Source organism: Roseateles sp. UC29_93 (assembly GCF_042695725.1).
GTDB classification, from domain to species: Bacteria; Pseudomonadota; Gammaproteobacteria; order Burkholderiales; family Burkholderiaceae_C; genus Roseateles; species Roseateles noduli_A.
This window is the reverse complement of the sequence record NZ_CP170545.1, coordinates 4,673,709-4,693,279: the sequence shown is the minus strand read 5'-3', so window position 1 is coordinate 4,693,279 and position 19,571 is coordinate 4,673,709. Positions and strand designations below refer to the sequence as shown.

Genomic DNA, 19,571 nt, shown 5'->3' with positions numbered 1-19,571 from the left:
GGTTCAGGCTCCTGTGCGCATCACTGGGCCGACGCGGCCGAAGCCACCGGCAGCACCGGCAGCGGCGCGGCGGTGGCGCCCGACGTGGTCGATCCCGCGGCGGGGGCGCCGCTCGGGTTCGTCATGCCGGTCGCCGTCCTGGCGGTCCCGCTGGCGGAGACGGCCGTCTTGCCCAGCTCGACGCGCTGCCCGTCGAGCAGCGTGCTGGTCGGGCTGCGCAGGATGCGGTCCCCCTGCTTCACCCCGCTCGTGACCACGTACAAGCCCTGGCGGTCGTCCCGCGCGCCCAGGTTCACCGGGGTCTTCGCGACCTTGCCGCCCTCCACGCGCCAGACGAAGGACTTGTCGCCCTCCCGCACCAGCGCGCTGTCGGCCACCATCAGCGCCGAGATGCTGTTGGTCTGCACGCGGCCTTCGGCGTAGAGGCCGGCCACGCCGGGCTGCTGCGCGCCGGCGAAGTCGACCAGCACCTCGACCTGGCGGGTGTTGGCATTGGCGGCCTGGGCGATGCGGCGCACCTTGCCCTGGAAGTCCACCTGCGGATAACCGTTGACGCGGAAGTAGACCGTCTGCGCCAGCTTGAGTTCGGACATCCGGTCGGCGGAGACCAGGCCCTCGAAGCGCATCGACGCCGGGTCCATCACCTTGATCAGTTCCTTGCCGATCTGCGCCGAGTCGCCCGGCGAGACCTTGCGGTCGCTGACGACGCCGTCGAACGGCGCGCGCACCTCGGTGCGCTGCTGCTGCTGGCGCGCCGTGGCCACGCGGGCGCGGGCGGCGACCAGGTCGCTCTGCGCGTTGTTGCGGCGGATCTCCGCGTCTTCCATCGCCTGGATGGAGCTCATGCCCTGCGCCTGCAGCGTTTTCAGGCGCTGGTATTGGCGCTCGGCCTGTTCGAAGCTTTGCGAGGACGCACGGGCGGACTCGTCGGCGGACTGGACCGTGTCGCGGATGGCCGTGTCGTCCAGGCGCACCAGCAGGTCGCCGCGCTTCACGCGCTCGCCGTTCTCCTTGTAGACCTGCAGCACGATCGCCTGGAGCTCGGCGCGCAGGTCGGCGCGCCGCTCCGGCTGGATCGAGCCGGTGATGACCGGGCCGCTGGCATAGGCACTCACGCCCAGGGTCTGGACGTCCTCGGGCGAGACCAGCAGGCTCGGCGCGCTGGCTGCCTCGGCCGCGGGCGACGCCTTCTTGTCGGGAGAGGACTTGCCGCAACCGGCGAGCAGGGACGCAACGACAAGGGCAATCAGCGACAGACGCAGCATGAAGCGGGCTCCGGGGGAACGTGGCAGTTGGCGTGAAGAGGTGTCCTTCGTGCGAAAGCCGCAAAAAGGCGCGCTAGCTTAACTTCAATGACCCTGCATGCAGGTGGTCACGCCTCGCAGTTCATCCCAGGGAAACAGCGGTTCGTCGCGCCGACGACCGCAGGTCCGCCACTGCCGGTTTGGTTACGTGGCGTTTCATCCCACTCGGGGCCACTCAGCCTGTCCGCGCCGTCGCGCGCGCCACTTCCGCTCCTAGTGTTTGCCCCGCGTCAACACTGGGCAGGGAATTGCGCACACCTTGTGGCGAAGGCTCACCGTACACCCCACGATCTCGGGGGAAATCCCGCTCTATTGCTGAATGTTAAGAAATAGACTCCAAACGTTATTTATCCCTTTTGCCGATTCGACGTCATGCGCGCACTCTCCATCGTCCATGTGGTCTTCTCGTCTCGCATCGCCGGGGGCGAGCATCATTGCGTCGACCTGGCCAACGCCCAGGCCGCGCTGGGCCACACAGTCCACGTGATCGGACCGGCGGGATCCGCGGTGCGTCACGCGCTGGACCAGCGCGTGAGCTACCACGGCCTGCGCCTGCCCTTGCTGCGCGGCGCGCGTGTGCGCCGGTTGGCCACGAAGCTGGGCGCGGACGTGGTCCACGGCCACCTCGGCCCCGCCTGCAAGGCAGTGGCGGCGGCCAAGCACAGCGCCCGGGTCGGCACGCTGCATGTCGGGTACAAGTCGCATCACCATGCGCGGATGGACGCGCTGGTGTGCGTCAATTCGGCGCAGGTCGGTCACCTGAAGGAATTCGACGGCATGCATCGCGTCATCTACAACTGGGCCCCGGAACGCGCGCCCGGCTCCTGCGCCGCGAAGGCGCCGTCCGGCTCGCTGCGCATGGAGCTCGGCATCCCCGCCGCCGCGCCGGTGATCGGCTGCGTCGGCCGGCTGCACGCGGCCAAGGGCATGCACACGCTGATCCAGGCCTTCCAGCAGCACGCGCCAGCGAACGCTCACCTGGTGCTGATCGGCGAGGGCCCGCAGCGCGCGGAGCTCGAGGCGCTGCGCGGCAACGACAAGCGCATCCACCTGCTCGGATTCCGCTGGAACGTCGACGAGCTGCTCGGCGAGATGGACCTGTACGTGTCCTCGTCGCGCGAGGAGCAGTTCCCGCTGGCCATCCTCGAAGCCATGCGCGCCCGTCTGCCGATCGTGGCGACCGCCACGCTGGGCGCGCGCGAGATGCTGGACCCGGCGCAATCGGCCATCGTGGCGATCGACGACGCGTCGGCGATGGGTCAGGCGATCGCCGCCGCGCTCGAGCAACGGCAACGCGACCACCGTCGCCCGATCGACTACGACATGCAACGCTACGACCGCTCGACCGCCGTGCGGGCCACGCTGGGGCTCTATCAGGACGTGCTGACGCGCCAGGGCGCCCGGGAGAAAGACCTGGCTGGCCTGAGCGTGGAAGACGTTCGTGGTTAAGCGTCCGAAGTCGGACTTCTGGACCGTCGGCGTCGTTCCCGAACGCATCGATCTGCTCAGCCCGGCGCGCCTGCGCGAACTGCGGGACCAGATCGTCTGGATGCCCGAGGCCGGCGACTGGCGCTATTACGCCGATCCCTTCGCCTTGCGCGACGGCGACGCGCTGCATGTGTTCGTCGAGAACTTCGACTACCGCACCAAGCGCGCCGACCTGCAGCGACTCACGCTGGATCTGAGCAACGGCGCCTGGAGCGCGCCCAAGCCGGTGCTGCAGACGCCCTTCCACCTGTCCTACCCGTTCGTGTTCGAACACGACGGGCAGGTGTGGATGGTCCCGAATCGAGCCAGGCCGAGGAAGTCGCGCTCTACCGCGCCGTGGACGGCGCCGAGCGCTGGGAACGGTGGGAGCGGGTCTGCGCGCTGCTGCCGGGCGTGCGCGCGGTCGACGCCTCGCTGCTGCGGCACGACGGCGTCTGGTGGATGTTCTATGCGGTCATCGGCCCGGACAAGCGCGACCAGCGCGAGCTGCACGTCGCCCATGCCGAGTCGCTGCAAGGCCCGTGGACGCCGCACCGCGCGAATCCGGTGAGGTGCGCGCATGATGGCGCGCGGCCCGCCGGCACGCCCTTCGTAGGCGCGGACGGTCTTGTGACGCTGCCGGTCCAGGACAGCCGCAACGGCTACGGCGGAGCGACGCGCTGGCTGCGCTTCAACCGTCTGACGCTGGACGCCGTCGAGGTCCAGGCACTGCCGGCGACCTTCACCGGCGACCTCGCGCATCGCGACTTCGCCAGCGGCCTGCACACGATGTCCGCCTGCGGCGACGTCACGCTGATCGACGTGAAGCGCATCGACCGCTCGCGCCACCGCCAGTGGCTGGACTGGAAGCGCCGCGTGCGGCGCTGGTTCGGCAAGCGCTGAGGCGGCGCTAGTCCGCGTCGTGCATCGAGGGCGCGATGTCCTCCAAGGGTTTGCGCTCCGCGTCCACGCCGAAGCGCAGCGCGAGCAGGCCTGCCACGATCACCAGCACTGCACCGATGCCGTAGCCGATCGCGACGTTGCCGCGGTCGCCGCTCTCCACCAGCCATCCGAACAGCAGCGGTGCGACGAAGCCGCCCGCGCCGGTGCCCACGGCGTAGAAGATCGCAATGGCCATCGCGCGCATCTCGAGCGGGAAGACCTCGCTGACCGTGAGGTAGGCGGAGCTGGCCGCCGCTGACGCGAAGAAGAACACCGCCGACCAGCACAACGCCTGGGAGCGCGCGTCGAGCATGTCCGCGACGAAGGCGATGCCGGTCGCCGCGAGGCCCACGCCGGCCAGACCGTAGGTCAGCGCGATCATGCGACGGCGGCCGACCCGGTCGAACAGCGGCCCCAGCAGCAGCGGGCCCAGCACGTTGCCGAGCGCGAACGGGAAGATGTAGAGCGCCACCCGATGATCGGCGACGCCATAGAAGCGCGTGAGCACCAGCGCGTAGCTGAAGAAGATCGCGTTGTAGAAGAAGGCCTGCGCCAGCATCAGCGACAAGGCCACGCCGCTGCGGACGCGGTAGCGGCGCAGCAGCACCTGCAGCACCTCGCGCATCGTGGGCACGGCGCGGCGGTGCTCGCTCCGATCCGCCGGCAGCGGCGGCAGCGGCGGCAGCGGCCCGTGCTGCGCGGCGACCTCGGCCTCGATGGCGTCGATGATCCGGCCGGCCTCCTCGCCCCGGCCATGGCGCAGCAGCCAGCGCGGGCTCTCGGGCACGTGGCGGCGCACCAGCACCATGCCGACCGCCAGCAGCGCGCCCATCGCGAAGCCCACGCGCCAGCCCTGCACCGGGCCGAGCACGCCCGGATGCAACAGCAGCAGGCTGGAGGCGGCGCCCAGCGCGGCGCCGATCCAGAAGCTGCCGTTGATGGCGAGGTTCACCCGACCACGCACGCGGGCGGGCACGAGCTCGTCGATCGCGGAATTGATGGCGGCGTACTCGCCGCCGATGCCCAGTCCGGTGACGAAGCGGCACAGCGCGAAGAAGGTGAAGTCGGTGGAGAAGGCCGTCGCGAGCGTGGCCACGGCGTAGATCGCGAGCGTCGCGAGGAACAGCCGCTTGCGGCCGAGCCGGTCCGACATCCGGCCGAAGACCAGTGCGCCGACGATCGCCCCGGCGAGATACAGCGATCCGGACCAGCCGACCTGGACCGCGCTCAGGCCGAGGGTGTCAGGTCTTTCCAGCACGGCGCCGACCGAGCCGACCAGGGTGACTTCAAGCCCGTCAAGCACCCATGCCACGCCCAGCGCGAGCACCACGCGCCAGTGCCAGCGCGACCAGGGCAGCCGGTCAAGCCGGCGTGCGATATCGAGGGAGGCTGTCATCGACGCCAGATGCGGCAATCCGCGTTCCAAACCGGAGCCGCCGCTCCTGACCGCCCCAATCGGCGGAAACGCCGCGACCCTCAGTCAGCGCATGCCAGCGAGGCCGAAGTCAACGAGCGCGACTGGGGCCGGAAGGGTGCTTGGGGGTCCTGGAGGGATCCCCCATGCCCCCTGGAGCGCCCTCGCCCGGGCTCACGACGTCTTCTTCCAAGCTGCCGCAGCCTCTTCCCACACGTCGGGGCTGCGAGCCACGAGCAACCCCGGCTGCCGGTCGCCAGCGCGATAGGGCGTGCCGTCCAGCCGCGCCGCAAAACCGCCGGCTTCCGTGATGAAAAGCGTGCCTGGCGCATGGTCCCAGGCGAGCTTGCGCCAATACAGCGTCGCGTCGAAGGCGCCTTCGGCGAGTGCGGGGTACTCCGCGCCGGCGCAGTTGCAGTCCGGGCAGGATCTCGACGCCCTGCCAGGTCGCGACGCGGTCCTGGTGTTCCTGCGGAAGGAAGCGCGTCTTGACGACGGCCCGCTTCAGCCCGGAGCCCGGTGCCGTGTGCAGCCGTTCCGTCTCCCGCCAGGCGCCCTGCCCGCGCCGGGCGTGATGCAGCACGCCCGAGATTGGATCCAGCATCCAGGCCCCGACGGTCACGCCGTCTTCCAGCAGCGCCACCATCGACGACAGCGGTTCGCGCCCCGAGATGAAGTTGAAGGTCCCGTCCAGCGGATCGACCAGCCACACGGCGCCCTCGTCGAGCTGGTCGAGCAGCTCCGGCGTCTCCGCGCATTGCTCTTCGCCGACGACGCGCGAGCCGGGCACCAGCGCACGCAGTTCGGGGGTGAGGAAGGCCTCGACATCACGATCGACGGTCGTGACCCACTCGCCGGGGGCTTTCTCCATCACCTCCTCGTCCGCCAGATGGCGGAAACGCGGCGCGATCCAGGTGGTGGCGGCGTGGCGCAGCAGTGCGGCGACGGGGTCAGGCGTTGTCGAGGTCATCCGGGGATGCTACCCGCAGTGCCATGACCCCGGCGTGAGCCTCGGCGCGGGTCCGGGGCGGCCGCTGCACGCACGCGGTCGCCCCGGGGCCCCCTCAAGACCCGGCCCCGGGGGCCGATATCGGAGCATCGCCCGGGAATCCATCATGCACGTCGCCATCCCCTCCGCCTCCTCGGCATCGACCTCGACGGGGACCTCCTCCGCGGCCTCCGGCACCGGCCCCGACGCGCAGATCGCACGTCTGCAATCGCAACTCAAGCAGTTGCAGAAGCAGATGAAGGATCTCGCCTCGGACTCGACGATGGACGCCCAGGCGAAGGAAAAACGCCAGAAGCTGCTGCAAACCCAGATGCAGATGGTGATGGACCAGATCGCCCAGATCCAGAAACAGGCGGCGGAGGCCGCGCAAGCGAAGGCAGCGGAGCGATCCGGCCAGAGCGCCGCGCCCCAGGCCTCGACGCAGGCTCAGGACCGGGACCAGGATCGGGACGCTGATGAGGCCGGCGCGAGGCGCTCTCCCGCTCACGCGTCGCTGGGCGCCCTCCTCGACGAATACGCCTGAGCCTCCTCACGCTAGGATTCCACCCCTGAAGGGGTTCCACATGGTCACGACGATCAAACGCGAAGAGTTCTGTTTCCTGGTGGTCGACGATTTTTCGACCATGCGCCGCATCATCTCCGGGCTGCTCCGCGAGCTGGGCTTCAAGAAGATCCTCGAAGCCGAGGACGGCAAGGCCGCGCTGCGCCAGCTCGAACTCTGTGCCGAGTCGGGCGAACCGGTCCACTTCGTCCTCAGCGACGTGAACATGCCGGTGATGAACGGCTTCCAGCTCCTCGAGGCCCTGCGCGCCAAACCGGAGTCCGATCCGCTGCGCAAGGTGCCGGTCCTGCTGGTCACCGCCGAGGGCCGCAAGGAAGACATCATCCGCGCCGCCCAGCTCGGCGCGACCGGCTACATCGTCAAGCCTTTCAACAAGGACACGGTCGGCGACAAGATCCACCTGACGCTGAAGAACCGGAACATCCTGGTCGACTGAGGCACGCGCGGGGCCTGGCGCGCGCACCTGACGAGGATCCGACGCCCGTAACGCACGTAACGCACGTAACGGCTTCCAGGGAGTGCCCCGCCGCCACGCCGCGAGACACTCGCGACCCTTCGTTGCTCCCGCTCCCTCGCATGACCGACCGCAGGCAAGTCCTCGCCGCGGCGCTGGGTTCGCTGCTGATGCCGACCACCCGGTCCATCGCCGCGCCCGCGCTGCCGGATGCCACCGGGCCTTACGCCCTGCCCGGCACCTTCGTCCATCCGCTGCCCGATCCGGCCACCGGCCGCCGCTACGAGGTCTGGATCGACCTGCCGCCGAATGCACCTCCAAACACCGGTCCCCGACCGGCCGTGTTCGTGACCGATGCGCCCTATGCATTCCCGCTCGTGCGAGCGCTGCGCAACCGCGTGGGTCAACAGGGTCGCAACCTGGCCGATTTCGCTGTCGTCGGGTTGGCGGGGCCCGCGGATGAATCCGCCGTGGAGATGCGCTCGCGCGACTACACCCCGAGCGATCCCCGGACGCGGCCCGGGCGGCCCGCCGATCGCTATGGCGCGCCGCGCTACGGCGAAGGGGCGGCCTATCTCAAGTACCTGGCCGACATCGCAGTACCGGCAATCTCCGCGCGCTACCAGCTCGACCCGGCCCGCCGCGTGCTGCTCGGGCATTCCTACGGCGCGTTGTTCGCGGCGCAGGTCCTGCTCGCCAGGCCGGCGCTGTTCAGCCACTACATCCTCGGCAGTCCGTCGTTCTGGTTCGATCGTCACCTGGTGTTCGAGCAGGAAGCGGCCTACGCGAAGCAGCACACCGACCTGGCGGCCCGTGTCTTCCAGTACGTCGGCGCCTACGAGGCCGTCGCGCCGGGACCGCGCTTCAACAAGGAGAGCGACCTCGTCGCCGACGTGCGCCGGTTCGAGACACAGCTGCGCAGGCGCCGCTACAAGTCGCTGCGCATCGAGAGCCGCGTTCTGGCCGGCGAGGACCATCTCACCGTCGCGCCGGCCGGCGCGACGCTCGGCCTGCTGTGGGCGCTGCCCGGGAAAGGGCCGTACGAGGGTTGACGCGATTACCATCCTCGCCACTGAACGGAGAGGATGGCGCATGGGGGCCAAGACTTGGATGCTGGTCATCTCGGACGGCGACGCTCGCGCGGCCCTGGAAGGGCAGCCGGCGCTCGACCGCGATGCCACGCGCGCGCTGGCGGAACGGCTCTTCCCGGGAGAGTCGCTCGAACTGATCGGCGAAGGCGATCTGAGCTACACCGATCCGCCGGACCCGCTGATGTTCATCGGCTGCTTCCCCGGCGTCTCCATCATCGCGGCCAGCGAGTTTGCGGTCGACCACCCGTCGCAGCTGCCGGGCCGCTTCCTCGACATCGCCGGCAAACGCCGGATCACCTTGCACGCGATGCACAGCGTGGTGGACTGGTTCGCCTTTGCCGTCTGGGAAGACGGACGCCTGATCCGCTCCCTGAGCCTGTCCCCCGACAGCGGCATCCTGGAGGACATCGGCGAGCCGCTGCCCTTCGAGGCGCCGTACTGGGCGGAGCAGCAGCGCGTGACCAGCGACCCGGGCGAGGACGCCTACCCCCTGCCCTTCCATCCGCTGGAGCTGGGCGAAGAGGTCCTGCTCGCCCGGTTCGGATATCAGCTCGAGGGCAGTGGCGCAGCGAGCGTCGATCCGTTCTCGATCCCCTTGCTGCACTTCCAGCGCTCGGGCACGCGGCGCAAGGCGGCGACGGAAGAGACGTCCGAGCCCTCGCCCTGGTGGAAGTTCTGGTGACGGGGCTGGCCGTGGCGCACGCGACGCCCCGGCCGTGCGGCTCAGGCGCCTGAGCCGCACGGCCCGCCCAGGGCCTTCACCACGTCGTCCGGCGCCTGCACCAGTTCGATCAGCACGCCCTCCCCGCCGATGGGGAACTCGCCGCTGCTCTTCGGGTGAATGAAGCAGATGTCGTGGCCTGCCGCGCCCTTGCGGACGCCGCCCGGCGCGAAACGCACCCCGTTCGCGGTCATCCACTCCACCGCCTTGGGCAGATCGTCCACCCACAACCCGACGTGATTGAGCGGTGTCGCGTGGACCGCCGGCCGCTTCTCCGGATCCAGCGGCTGCATCAGATCGACCTCGACGCGATGCGGCCCGGCGCCGATCGCGCAGATGTCCTCGTCGACGTTCTCCTGTTCCGACACGAACGTGCCGGTGACCTCCAGCCCCAGCACGTCCACCCACAGCCGGCGCAGCGCTGCCTTGTCCGGCCCGCCGATGGCGATCTGCTGGATGCCGAGGATCCGATAAGGCTTCGTTGCGTTCATCGTCATATTGATTGGCCGTCAATAACTAATAGGGGTGTCATACCCTGGAAACTGAGCGTGACCGGCCGGCTGGAAACCCGTGAACTTATCACGCCCGACACACGCCAAGCCCGGTCGAGCCCAGGGCCCGCCCAGGGTTTCCTCAGACTTCGTTCACACTGCTTACATCGTGTTTCAGGCGCGCGCTGCAGCAATCCGTCGCTCATCGGGCCGGTCCTCGTCGTGCATCCGGACTTCAGGATCACGCCTAAGTGCCGATCACCATTGGATGTCTGGCGCGTGACAAGTGAACGATCGTTCGACAACGGCGCCGAAATCCCTTGCCTCGGCAAGCATCCCTCCCCCCGCGTTCGCGGGCTTTACGCCGCTTCTGTAACCGTGAACTGAGGCCGACTCCCGGCCCTTTTGTTCCGTTCACGTTAAGCAAGCCGCCAATAACATTTCTGGGCTAGCTCAAGTTTGTCAATCGGCGACCGAAAACCGAATGACGGCATCCGGAAGTTCGGGTGCCCGGCAACAACAAGCTGACCCAACCCCACCTCGCGCCTATGGGCGCATCCGCCCCCCATAGGTTCACGGAGTTCCAAGATGGCATCGCTGATTACCAACCTGACGACCGACCAGATCGCCGCCCTCACGTCGACGACCCTGGCGCGCCTGACCAGCGAAGACTGGGCCGCGTTCACCACCGAGCAGTTCCAGGCGCTGACGACCTCGCAGTTCGCCACGCTCGGCACCAAGGCCGTGTCGCTGTTCACGACGACCAACATCGCCGCCATCGAGACCGACGACCTGCGCGCGTTGACCACCGCCGCGGTGCAGACCTTCACCAGCGCTCAGCTGAATGCCCTGGGTTCCGACCAGTTCGGCGCGATGACGACCCGGCAGGTCGGCGCGATGACCACGCAGCAGGTCAAGAACCTGGAATCGGATGACCTGAACGCGTTGGCCTCCGACCAGATCCGTGCGCTGACCACGCAGCAGGTGGCCGCCATCTCCACCAGCCTGATGGGCAGCCTGGCCTCCGACGACCTGCAGGCCTTGAAGACCGACCAGATCAAGGCCCTGAGCTCGCAACAAGTCGCCGCCCTCTCCACCGAGGGCGTCGCCGCTCTGGCGACCAACCAGGCCGCCGCGCTGAGCAGCACGCAGACCGCCGCGCTGACCTCGGACCAGGCGGCCGCCCTCACCTCCGACGCCGTGCACGCGCTGAGCACCGCCGCCGTCAAGGCGTTGGGCACCGACCAGATCGCCGCGCTGAACTCCGACCAGGTCGCCGCGCTGACCACCGCGCAGATCGGCGCGTTGTCCACGCAGCAGATCCGCCAGCTGGCCAGCGATGAGATCGCCGCCCTGGACACCAACCAGATCCGCGCCATCACCACGCAGCAGATCGCCGCGCTGACCACCGACCAGTTGGCCGGCGTCGACAGCGCCGACGTGCAGGCGCTGACCACGGCGCAGGTCCGCGCGCTGAGCTCGGCCCAGGTCGGCGCCCTGAGCACCGACTCGATCGAGGCGATGAGCTCCGGCCAGATCGGCGCCCTGAGCTCCACCCAGGTCAAGGGCCTGACGACCGACCAGATGGCGGCCATCAGCTCCGATGACATGAAGGCGCTTTCGACCGCCACCATCCGCGCGCTGACGACCGATCAGGTCCAGGCGCTGAATTCCGACCAGGTCTCGGCGCTGACCAGCACCCAGATCGGTTCGCTGACGACCGGCCAGGTCGCCGTGCTGTCGACCGATGAACTGAACGCGCTGAGCAGCGCGCAGATCCGCGCGCTGGGCACCGCCCAGATCGCCGCGCTGTCGACCGACCAGGTCTCCGGCATGGAGTCGGCCGACGTCCAGGCCTTCACGACCGGCCAGGTCGCCGCGCTGAGCTCGGCCCAGATCGCCGCGCTGTCCACCGACGCCATCGTCGCGCTGACCTCCGGCCAGTTCGCGACTCTGACCTCCAAGCAACTGGCCGGCCTGTCGACCGACCAGATCGCCGCCATCGAGTCGCAGGACCTGCGTGCGCTGTCCTCCGCCGCGATCCGCTCGCTGACCACCGACCAGTTCGATGCGCTGCAATCCGACCAGGTCGCCGCGCTGACGACCCAACAGGTCTCCGCGCTGACCACCGGCCAGGTGCAGGCCATGTCCAGCGACGACCTGAACGCGCTGGGCTCGGCCCAGATCCGCGCGCTGGGCACCGCCCAGGTCGCCGCCCTGTCGACCGCCCAGATCTCCGCGATGGAAAGCGCCGACGTCCAGGCCCTGACCACCGGTCAGGTCCAGGCCCTGAGCTCGGGCCAGGTGGGCGCGCTGTCCACGGAAAACATCGCCGCCCTGAGCTCCGCCCAGGTCGCCGCGCTGTCGACCAAGCAGATCGCCGGTCTGACGACCGACCAGGTCGCCGCCATCGAGACCGCCGACCTGCGCGCCATGTCGACGGCCGCGATCCGCTCGCTGACCACTGACCAGTTCGACGCGCTGAACTCCGACCAGGTTGCCGCGCTGTCGACCGCCCAGGTCGCCGCGCTGACGACCGGCCAGGTCCAGGCGATGGCCAGCGATGACCTGAACGCGCTGGGCTCGGCCCAGATCCGCGCGCTGGGCACCGCCCAGGTCGCCGCCCTGTCGACCGCCCAGGTCTCCTCGATGGAAAGCGCCGACGTGCAGGCGCTGACGACGGCGCAGGTCGCCGCGCTGAGCTCGGCCCAGATCGGCGCGCTGTCGACCGACAACGTCGCCGCGCTGAGCTCGGCACAGGTCGCCGCGCTGTCGACCAAGCAGATCGCCGGTCTGACGACCGACCAGATGGCTGCGATGGAATCGCAGGATCTGCGCGCCCTGTCCACGGCCGCGATCCGGTCGCTGACCACCGACCAGTTCGATGCGCTGCATTCCGACCAGGTCGCCGCCCTGTCGACCCAGCAGGTCGCCGCCCTGACGACCGGCCAGGTCCAGGCGATGGCCAGCGATGACCTGAACGCGCTGGGCTCGGCCCAGATCCGCGCGCTGGGCACCGCCCAGGTCGCCGCCCTGTCGACCGCCCAGGTCTCCTCGATGGAAAGCGCCGACGTGCAGGCGCTGAGCTCCGGCCAGGTGCAGGTGCTGAGTTCCGACCAGGTCGGCGCCCTGTCGACCGACAACATCGTCGCCCTGACGTCCTCGCAGGTCGCCGCGCTGTCGACCAAGCAGGTCGCCGGCCTGACGACCGACCAGATGGCCGCCCTCGAGACGGGCGATCTGAAGGCGCTGGGCACCGCGGCCATCCGCGCGCTGACCACCGACCAGATCGCCGCGCTCGGCTCCGACCAGATCGCCGCGCTGACGACCGCGCAGGTCGCCGCGCTGACGACCGGCCAGATCGCCAACCTGACCTCCGACGACCTGAACGCGCTGACCAGCGCCCAGATCAAGGCGCTGTCGACCCAGCAAGTGGCCGCCCTGACGACGACGCAGATCTCCACGATGGAGAGCAACGACGTCCAGGCCCTGTCCACGCAGCAGATCGCCGCACTGAACTCCGACCAGGTCGGCGCGCTGTCGACCGAGAACATCGCCGCGCTGAGCTCGCAGCAGGTCGCCCCGCTGTCGACCAAGCAGGTCGGCGGTCTGACGACCGACCAGGTCGGCGCCATCGAGACGGTGGACGTCCGCGCGCTGTCGACCAACGCGCTGCGCGCCCTGACGACCGCGCAGATCGATGCGCTGAACTCCGACCAGATCGCCGCGCTGACGACGGCCCAGGTCGCCGCGTTGACGACCGCCCAGGTCCAGGCGCTGGCTTCCGACGACCTGAACGCGCTGGGCTCGGCCCAGATCCGCGCGCTGTCGACCGCCCAGGTCGCCGCGCTGACCACCGGCCAGGTCAACGGCATGGAATCCGCCGACGTGCAGGCCCTGACGACGGCGCAGGTCGCCGCGCTGGGTTCGGCGCAGGTCGGTGCGCTGTCGACTGAAAACGTCGCCGCGCTGACCTCCGCCCAGGTGGGCGCGCTGACGACCAAGCAGGTCGCCGGCCTGACCACCGACCAGATGGCCGCCCTGGAAACGGGTGACCTGAAGGCGCTGTCCACCGCCGCGCTGCGCGCCCTGGGCACCGACCAGATCGAGGCCCTGGGTTCCGACCAGATCGCCGCGCTGTCGACCGCCCAGGTCGCCTCGCTGACGACGGGTCAGATCAGCAACCTGACCTCCGATGACCTGAACGCCCTCACGAGCGGCCAGATCAAGGCGCTGTCGACCGCGCAGGTCGCCTCGCTGACGACCGGCCAGATCGCAACGATGACCAGCGACGACGTCGCCGCGCTGACCACCACGCAGCTGCAATCGCTGGGCTCGGCCCAGATCGGCGCGCTGAGCACGGACGCGATCGTCGCCCTGAGCTCCGCCCAGGTGGGCGCGCTGACGACCAGGCAGGTCGCCGGCCTCACCACCGACCAGATGGCCGCCATCGAGACCGGTGACCTCCGCGCGCTGAGCAGCACCGCGCTGCGCGCCCTCACCACCGATCAGCTGAACGCGCTGGGCTCCGACCAGGTCGCCGCCCTGAGCACGGTCCAGGTCTCCGCGCTGACGACCGCGCAGGTCGCCGGCCTGGCCAGCGATGACCTCAACGCGCTCAACAGCGCGCAGATCAAGGCGCTGGGCACCGCGCAAGTGGCCGCCCTGACGACCGCGCAGGTCTCGACGATGGAATCCGCCGACGTGCAGGCCCTGACCACGGCGCAGGTCGCCGCACTGGGCTCCGCCCAGGTCGGCGCGCTGAACACGGACTCGATCGTCGCGCTGACCTCGACGCAGGTCGCCGCGCTGAACAGCAAGCAGGTCGCGGGCCTGAGCACCGACCAGATGGCCGCGCTCGAATCCGGCGACCTGAAGGCGATGGCCACCAACGCCCTGCAGTCGCTGACTTCCGCCCAACTGGAGGCGCTGAACTCCGACCAGATCGCTGCCCTGTCGACCCAGCAGGTCGCCGCGCTGACGACCGGCCAGGTGAACAACCTGACCTCGGACGACCTGAACGCGCTGACCAGCGGCCAGATCAAGGCCCTGTCGACGCAGCAGATCGCCGCGCTGTCCACCGCCCAGGTCTCGACGATGGAATCGGCCGACGTGCAGGCGCTCGCCACCAACCAGGTCGCCGCGCTGAGCTCGGCCCAGGTCGGCGCGCTGAGCACCGACTCGATCGTCGCCCTGACCTCGGGCCAGGTCGCCGCGCTGACCAGCAAGCAGGTCGCCGGTCTGACGACCGACCAGATGGCCGCCCTCGAGACGGCTGACCTGCGCTCGCTGTCCTCGACCGCCCTGCGTGCGCTGACCAGCGACCAGCTGCAGGCCCTGTCGACCGATCAGGTCCAGGCGCTGTCGACCACCCAGGTCGCCGCGCTGACCACCGGTCAGGTCAGCCAGCTGGCCACGGACGACTTCGGTGCATTCACTTCCGGCCAGCTGCGCGCCCTGGGTACCGCCCAGATCGCCGCGCTCGGCACCGCCCAGCTCGACGCGCTGAACAGCGACCAGGTCGCCGCGCTGACGACCCAGCAGGTCGCCGCGCTGACGACCGGCCAGGTCAGCAACCTGTCCTCGGACGACCTGAACGCCCTCACGAGCGGTCAGATCAAGGCGCTGACGACCCAGCAGGTCGCCGCGCTGACGACCGGCCAGATCAACACGATGGAATCGGGTGACGTCGCCGCGCTGGCGACCAACCAGATCGCCGCGCTGAGCTCGTCGCAAGTCGGCGCACTGAGCACGGACGCCATCGTCGCGCTGACCTCCTCGCAGGTCGCCGCGCTGACGACCAAGCAGGTCGCCGGCCTGACGACCGACCAGATCGCCGCGATCGAGACGGGCGACCTGAAGTCCCTGTCCACCGTCGCGCTGCGTGCCCTGGGCACCGACCAGCTCGACGCGCTGGGCTCCGACCAGATCGCCGCGCTGTCGACCGTCCAGGTCGCCGCGCTGACGACCGCGCAGGTCGGCAACCTGTCCTCGGACGACCTGAACGCCCTCACGAGCGGCCAGATCAAGGCGCTGACGACCCAGCAGGTCGCCGCGCTGTCGACCGGCCAGGTCTCGACGATGACCAGCGACGACGTCGCCGCGCTCACCACCGCGCAGGTGCAGGCCCTGGGCTCGGCCCAGGTCGGCGCCCTGAGCACCGAGGCGATCGTCGCCCTGGGCTCGGCGCAGGTCGCCGCGCTGACTTCCAAGCAGGTCGCCGGTCTGACGACCGACCAGATGGCCGCGATCGAGACGGGCGACCTGAAGTCCCTGTCCACCGTCGCGCTGCGTGCCCTGGGCACCGACCAGCTCGACGCGCTGGGCTCCGACCAGATCGCCGCGCTGTCGACCGTCCAGGTCGCGTCGCTGTCGACCACTCAGATCAGCAACCTGTCCTCGGACGACCTGAACGCCCTCACGAGCGGCCAGATCAAGGCGCTGTCGACCCAGCAGGTCGCCGCCCTGACGACCGGTCAGGTCTCGACGATGACCAGCGACGACGTCGCCGCGCTGAGCTCGCAACAGGTCGCCGCGCTGAGCTCCGGCCAGGTCGGCGCGCTGAGCACCGACGCCGTGGTCGCCCTGAGCTCGGCGCAGGTCGCCGCGCTGAACAGCAAGCAGGTCGCCGGCCTGACGACGGACCAGATGGCCGCCCTGGAAACGGGTGACCTGAAGGCCCTGTCGACCAACGCCCTGCAGGCGCTGACCTCGGCCCAGCTGGAAGCGCTGGGCTCCGACCAGGTCGCCGCGCTGTCGACCCAGCAGGTCGCGGCACTGACGACCGCCCAGGTCAGCAACCTGACTTCCGACGATCTGAACGCCCTCACGAGCGGCCAGATCAAGGCCCTGACGACGCAGCAGGTCGCCGCGCTGACGACCGCCCAGGTCGCCGCGATGGAGTCCGCCGATGTGCAGGCGCTCGCCACCAACCAGGTCGCCGCGCTGAGCTCGGCCCAGGTCGGCGCGCTGAGCACCGACTCGATCGTCGCCCTGACCTCGGCACAAGTCGCCGCGCTGACCAGCAAGCAGGTCGCCGGCCTGACGACCGACCAGATGGCCGCGATCGAAAGCGGTGACCTGAAGTCGTTGTCGACGGTCGCCCTGCGCGCCCTGACCAGCGACCAGCTGCAGGCGCTGAGCTCCGACCAGGTCGAAGCGCTCACCACCACCCAGGTGGCCGCGCTGACGACCGGCCAGATCAGCCAGTTCGCCACGGACGACTTCGCCGCGCTGACCACCGGCCAGCTGCGCGCCCTGACCACGGGTCAGGTGGCGTCGCTGACCTCGGCGGAACTCGAAGCCCTCGGCTCCGACCAGATCGCCGCGCTGACGACCCAGCAGGTCGCCGCGCTGACGACCGGCCAGGTGAGCAACCTGACGTCGGACGACCTCAACGCGCTGACCAGCGCGCAGATCAAGGCGCTGAGCACCGCCCAGGTGGCCGCGCTGACGACCGCGCAGGTCTCGACGATGGAGACCGCCGACGTGGCCGCGCTGGCCACCAACCAGGTGGCCGCATTGAGCTCCGACCAGGTCGGCGCCCTGACGACCGATGCGGTCGTGGCGCTGAGCTCGCTGCAGGTCGCCGCGCTGACCAGCAAGCAGGTCGCCGGCCTGACGACGGACCAGATCGGTGCGATCGAATCCGGTGATCTGAAGGCCCTGTCCACGGTGGCGCTGCGTGCGCTGACCAGCGACCAGCTCGCGGCCCTCGGTTCCGACCAGGTCGCCTCGCTGACGACCCAGCAGGTCGCCGCGCTGACGACCGGCCAGGTGAGCAACCTCACCTCGGACGACCTGAACGCGCTGACCAGCGCCCAGGTCAAGGCACTGACGACCCAGCAGGTCGCCGCGCTGACGACCGCCCAGGTCTCGACGATGGAAAGCAACGACGTCGCCGCGCTGTCCTCGCAGCAGGTCCAGGCGTTCAGCTCGGCCCAGATCGGCGCGCTGAGCACCGACTCGGTGATCGCGCTGAGCTCCGCCCAGGTGGCCGCGCTGTCCTCGGCGCAGGTCAAGGGCCTGACGACGGACCAGATGGCCGCGATGGAAACCGCCGACCTGCGGGCACTGTCCACGGTCGCCCTGCGCGCCCTCGGCACGGATCAGCTGGAAGCGCTCGACAGCAACCAGATCGCCGCGCTGACGACGCTGCAGGTCGCCTCGCTGACGACCGCGCAGATCGCCAACCTGACCAGCGACGACCTGAACGCGCTGACCAGCGGCCAGATCCGCTCGCTGAGCAACGCCCAGCTGCAGGCCCTGACGACCGCGCAGATCTCGACGATGACGACGGACGACGTCGCCGCGTTGACCTCGACGCAGCTGCAGGCCTTCGGTTCGGCCCAGGTCGGCGCGCTGAGCACCGACGCGATCGTCGCCCTGAGCTCGTCGCAAGCCGCGGCCCTGAGCTCGACCCAGGTCGACGGCCTGACGACCGACCAGATGGCGGCCTTCGAGACCGGTGACCTGCGCAGCCTGAGCACGCTGGCGATCCGCTCGCTGGACAGCGCGCAGCTGGAAGCCCTGGGCTCCGACCAGATCGCGGCACTGAGCACGCAGCAGGTCGCCGCGCTGAGCACGCTGCAGGTGAGCCAGCTGGCCACCGACGACGTGCAGGCGCTGACCTCGCAGCAGATCGTGTCGATGAGCTCGGCCCAGTTGCACGCCTTCACCACCGACCAGGTGCAGGCGATCGACACGGGCGACCTCGCGGCCATCAGCAGCGCCAACATGGTGGCCTTCGGCTCGGCGGACTTCGAGGCCTTCACCTCGGATCAGATCCACGCCCTGACCTCGCAGCAGTGGAGCGCGGTGGGCGCCACGCAGGTGGCCGGCATCGAGACCGCCGACATCGCGTCGATCACCACCGACGGCATCCATGCGCTGAGCACGACCGCCCTGCACGCGTTCAACACCGACCAGATCGCGGCGCTGACCAGCGACCAGGTCCATGAATTCAGCACGGCGCAACTGCGCTCGCTGGGCACGGACCAGATCGCGGCCCTGTCGACCGAGGACATCGCGTCGATGACCAGCACGCACTTCGCGACGCTGACGTCCTCGCAGTTCCACGCGTTCACGACCGACCAGATCCTGGCGATGGATTCCAGCGACATCCATGCGCTGACCTCCATCCAGGTGCAGGGCCTGTCGACGGACCAGATCGTGGCGATGACGTCCGACCAGTTCATCGGCTGGGACACGCAGGACCTGGCCAGCATGAACATGCAGCAGGTGCTGGCGATGACCTCCGACCAGACGGCGGGCTTCAGCGGTGAACAGACCAACGCGCTGTTCCTGGCCTCGCCGATCGTGCTGGACCTGGACGGCAACGGCATCCAGACGGTGTCCGCGTCGCACGGCGTGAACTTCGACCTGAACGCCACCGGTCATAACGACAAGTGGGGTTGGGTCGGCGGCAACGACGGCCTGCTGGTGATGGATCGCAACGGCAACGGCTCGATCGACAGCGGTGCGGAGCTCTTCGGGGCCGGCACCACGGTCAACGGCCGCAAGGGCCTGGACGGCTTCGCCGCCCTCGCCTCGCTGGACTCGAACCATGACGGCCACGTCAACGGCAAGGACGTGGACTTCAGCAAGCTGCAGGTCTGGGTCGACGCCAACCACGACGGCAAGACCGACACGGGCGAGCTCAAGACCCTGGCGGACCTGGGCATCACCGACCTGAACCTGGGCGCCACGAAGGGCACTGAGGTCGACAACGGCAACGTCCTGGGTCTGGTGTCGAGCTTCACCAAGGCCGACGGCACGACGCACGAGATGACCGACGTGTGGTTCTCCAAGGACGGCTCGCAGCACACGGCGACCGGCGCCACGGCGGCGACGCCGCACCTGGGCGACCTGCTCGCCCAGCCGGAAGCCAACCTGCTCGGCGGCGCGACGGCCCAGACCGCGACGGCCACCACGGCGGCGACCACCGCCGCGGCGACCGACACGGTGAACCACGACGTCATGAGCGCGGCCTACAAGAAGCTGCATGAAGACGACCAGAACGGCGCTGCTCCGCTGATCTAAGCGGCAGTGCGGAACCGGGGGCCTCGCGCCCCCGGTTTGCCGTTTGCGGCCCTCGCCCACGCGATGCGTGTCGAG

The 19,571-nt window shown here is 69.6% G+C and carries 10 protein-coding genes and 1 pseudogene; 7 read left to right on the top strand and 4 right to left on the bottom strand.

Annotated elements, in window-relative coordinates; genetic code table 11:
* Positions 1 to 20: 20 nt before the first annotated feature.
* Positions 21 to 1,265 (bottom strand): efflux RND transporter periplasmic adaptor subunit, encoded by a 1,245-nt coding sequence (locus tag ACFJIX_RS21865; protein WP_377154815.1) that lies wholly within the window; start codon positions 1,263 to 1,265, stop codon positions 21 to 23.
* A 411-nt stretch (positions 1,266 to 1,676) separates the two neighbouring features.
* Here ACFJIX_RS21865 and ACFJIX_RS21860 point away from each other — a divergent pair, with 411 nt between their 5' ends.
* Both ACFJIX_RS21860 and ACFJIX_RS21855 read left to right on the top strand, forming a co-directional pair.
* The gene (locus ACFJIX_RS21860; protein WP_377154814.1) at positions 1,677 to 2,753 is read left to right on the top strand and encodes a glycosyltransferase; all 1,077 of its coding nucleotides are present in this window, start codon (positions 1,677 to 1,679) and stop codon (positions 2,751 to 2,753) included.
* Positions 2,754 to 3,077: 324 nt separating this feature from the next.
* Positions 3,078 to 3,674: a hypothetical protein gene (locus ACFJIX_RS21855; RefSeq protein ID WP_377154813.1), complete on the top strand. Its 597-nt coding sequence runs from the start codon at positions 3,078 to 3,080 to the stop codon at positions 3,672 to 3,674.
* A gap of 7 nt (positions 3,675 to 3,681) precedes the next feature.
* On the opposite strand, the gene ACFJIX_RS21850 is transcribed toward ACFJIX_RS21855, so the two are convergent.
* On the bottom strand, positions 3,682 to 5,109 hold the full coding sequence (locus tag ACFJIX_RS21850; RefSeq protein ID WP_377154812.1) for an MFS transporter: 1,428 nt from the start codon (positions 5,107 to 5,109) through the stop codon (positions 3,682 to 3,684).
* Between the two features lie 192 nt (positions 5,110 to 5,301).
* Positions 5,302 to 5,998, bottom strand: a pseudogene (locus ACFJIX_RS21845) (inositol monophosphatase family protein).
* A gap of 133 nt (positions 5,999 to 6,131) precedes the next feature.
* On the opposite strand from ACFJIX_RS21845, the gene ACFJIX_RS21840 reads away from it, so the two are divergent.
* The 4 genes from ACFJIX_RS21840 to ACFJIX_RS21825 all read left to right on the top strand — a co-directional run bounded on the left by ACFJIX_RS21840 (position 6,132) and on the right by ACFJIX_RS21825 (position 8,925).
* Positions 6,132 to 6,659 carry a FlxA-like family protein gene (locus ACFJIX_RS21840; RefSeq protein ID WP_377154811.1) on the top strand — a complete coding sequence of 176 codons (528 nt, stop codon included), beginning with the start codon at positions 6,132 to 6,134 and terminating at the stop codon, positions 6,657 to 6,659.
* Positions 6,660 to 6,699: 40 nt separating this feature from the next.
* A complete protein-coding gene (locus ACFJIX_RS21835) occupies positions 6,700 to 7,134 on the top strand; it encodes a response regulator (RefSeq protein ID WP_377154810.1) in 435 nt (144 codons plus the stop codon).
* A gap of 140 nt (positions 7,135 to 7,274) precedes the next feature.
* Entirely contained in the window at positions 7,275 to 8,204 is a 930-nt protein-coding gene (locus tag ACFJIX_RS21830) for an alpha/beta hydrolase (protein WP_377154809.1), read from the top strand.
* A 40-nt stretch (positions 8,205 to 8,244) separates the two neighbouring features.
* A complete protein-coding gene (locus tag ACFJIX_RS21825) occupies positions 8,245 to 8,925 on the top strand; it encodes a DUF6928 family protein (protein ID WP_377154808.1) in 681 nt (226 codons plus the stop codon).
* Positions 8,926 to 8,966: 41 nt separating this feature from the next.
* Here the strand turns inward: ACFJIX_RS21825 and ACFJIX_RS21820 are convergent, their stop codons facing one another.
* A complete protein-coding gene (locus tag ACFJIX_RS21820; RefSeq protein WP_377154807.1) occupies positions 8,967 to 9,461 on the bottom strand; it encodes a VOC family protein in 495 nt (164 codons plus the stop codon).
* A 582-nt stretch (positions 9,462 to 10,043) separates the two neighbouring features.
* On the opposite strand from ACFJIX_RS21820, the gene ACFJIX_RS21815 reads away from it, so the two are divergent.
* Positions 10,044 to 19,496: a beta strand repeat-containing protein gene (locus ACFJIX_RS21815; protein ID WP_377154806.1), complete on the top strand. Its 9,453-nt coding sequence runs from the start codon at positions 10,044 to 10,046 to the stop codon at positions 19,494 to 19,496.
* Positions 19,497 to 19,571: the final 75 nt, after the last annotated feature.

Bases quoted from the DNA above. Each gene is read 5' to 3' on its own strand.
- ACFJIX_RS21865 (WP_377154815.1), bottom strand. From the start codon at position 1,265: ATGCTGCGTCTGTCGCTGATTGCCCTTGTCGTTGCGTCCCTGCTCGCC.
- ACFJIX_RS21860 (WP_377154814.1), top strand. From the start codon at position 1,677: ATGCGCGCACTCTCCATCGTCCATGTGGTCTTCTCGTCTCGCATCGCC.
- ACFJIX_RS21850 (WP_377154812.1), bottom strand. From the start codon at position 5,109: ATGACAGCCTCCCTCGATATCGCACGCCGGCTTGACCGGCTGCCCTGG.
- ACFJIX_RS21835 (WP_377154810.1), top strand. From the start codon at position 6,700: ATGGTCACGACGATCAAACGCGAAGAGTTCTGTTTCCTGGTGGTCGAC.
- ACFJIX_RS21830 (WP_377154809.1), top strand. From the start codon at position 7,275: ATGACCGACCGCAGGCAAGTCCTCGCCGCGGCGCTGGGTTCGCTGCTG.
- ACFJIX_RS21825 (WP_377154808.1), top strand. From the start codon at position 8,245: ATGGGGGCCAAGACTTGGATGCTGGTCATCTCGGACGGCGACGCTCGC.
- ACFJIX_RS21820 (WP_377154807.1), bottom strand. From the start codon at position 9,461: ATGACGATGAACGCAACGAAGCCTTATCGGATCCTCGGCATCCAGCAG.
- ACFJIX_RS21815 (WP_377154806.1), top strand. From the start codon at position 10,044: ATGGCATCGCTGATTACCAACCTGACGACCGACCAGATCGCCGCCCTC.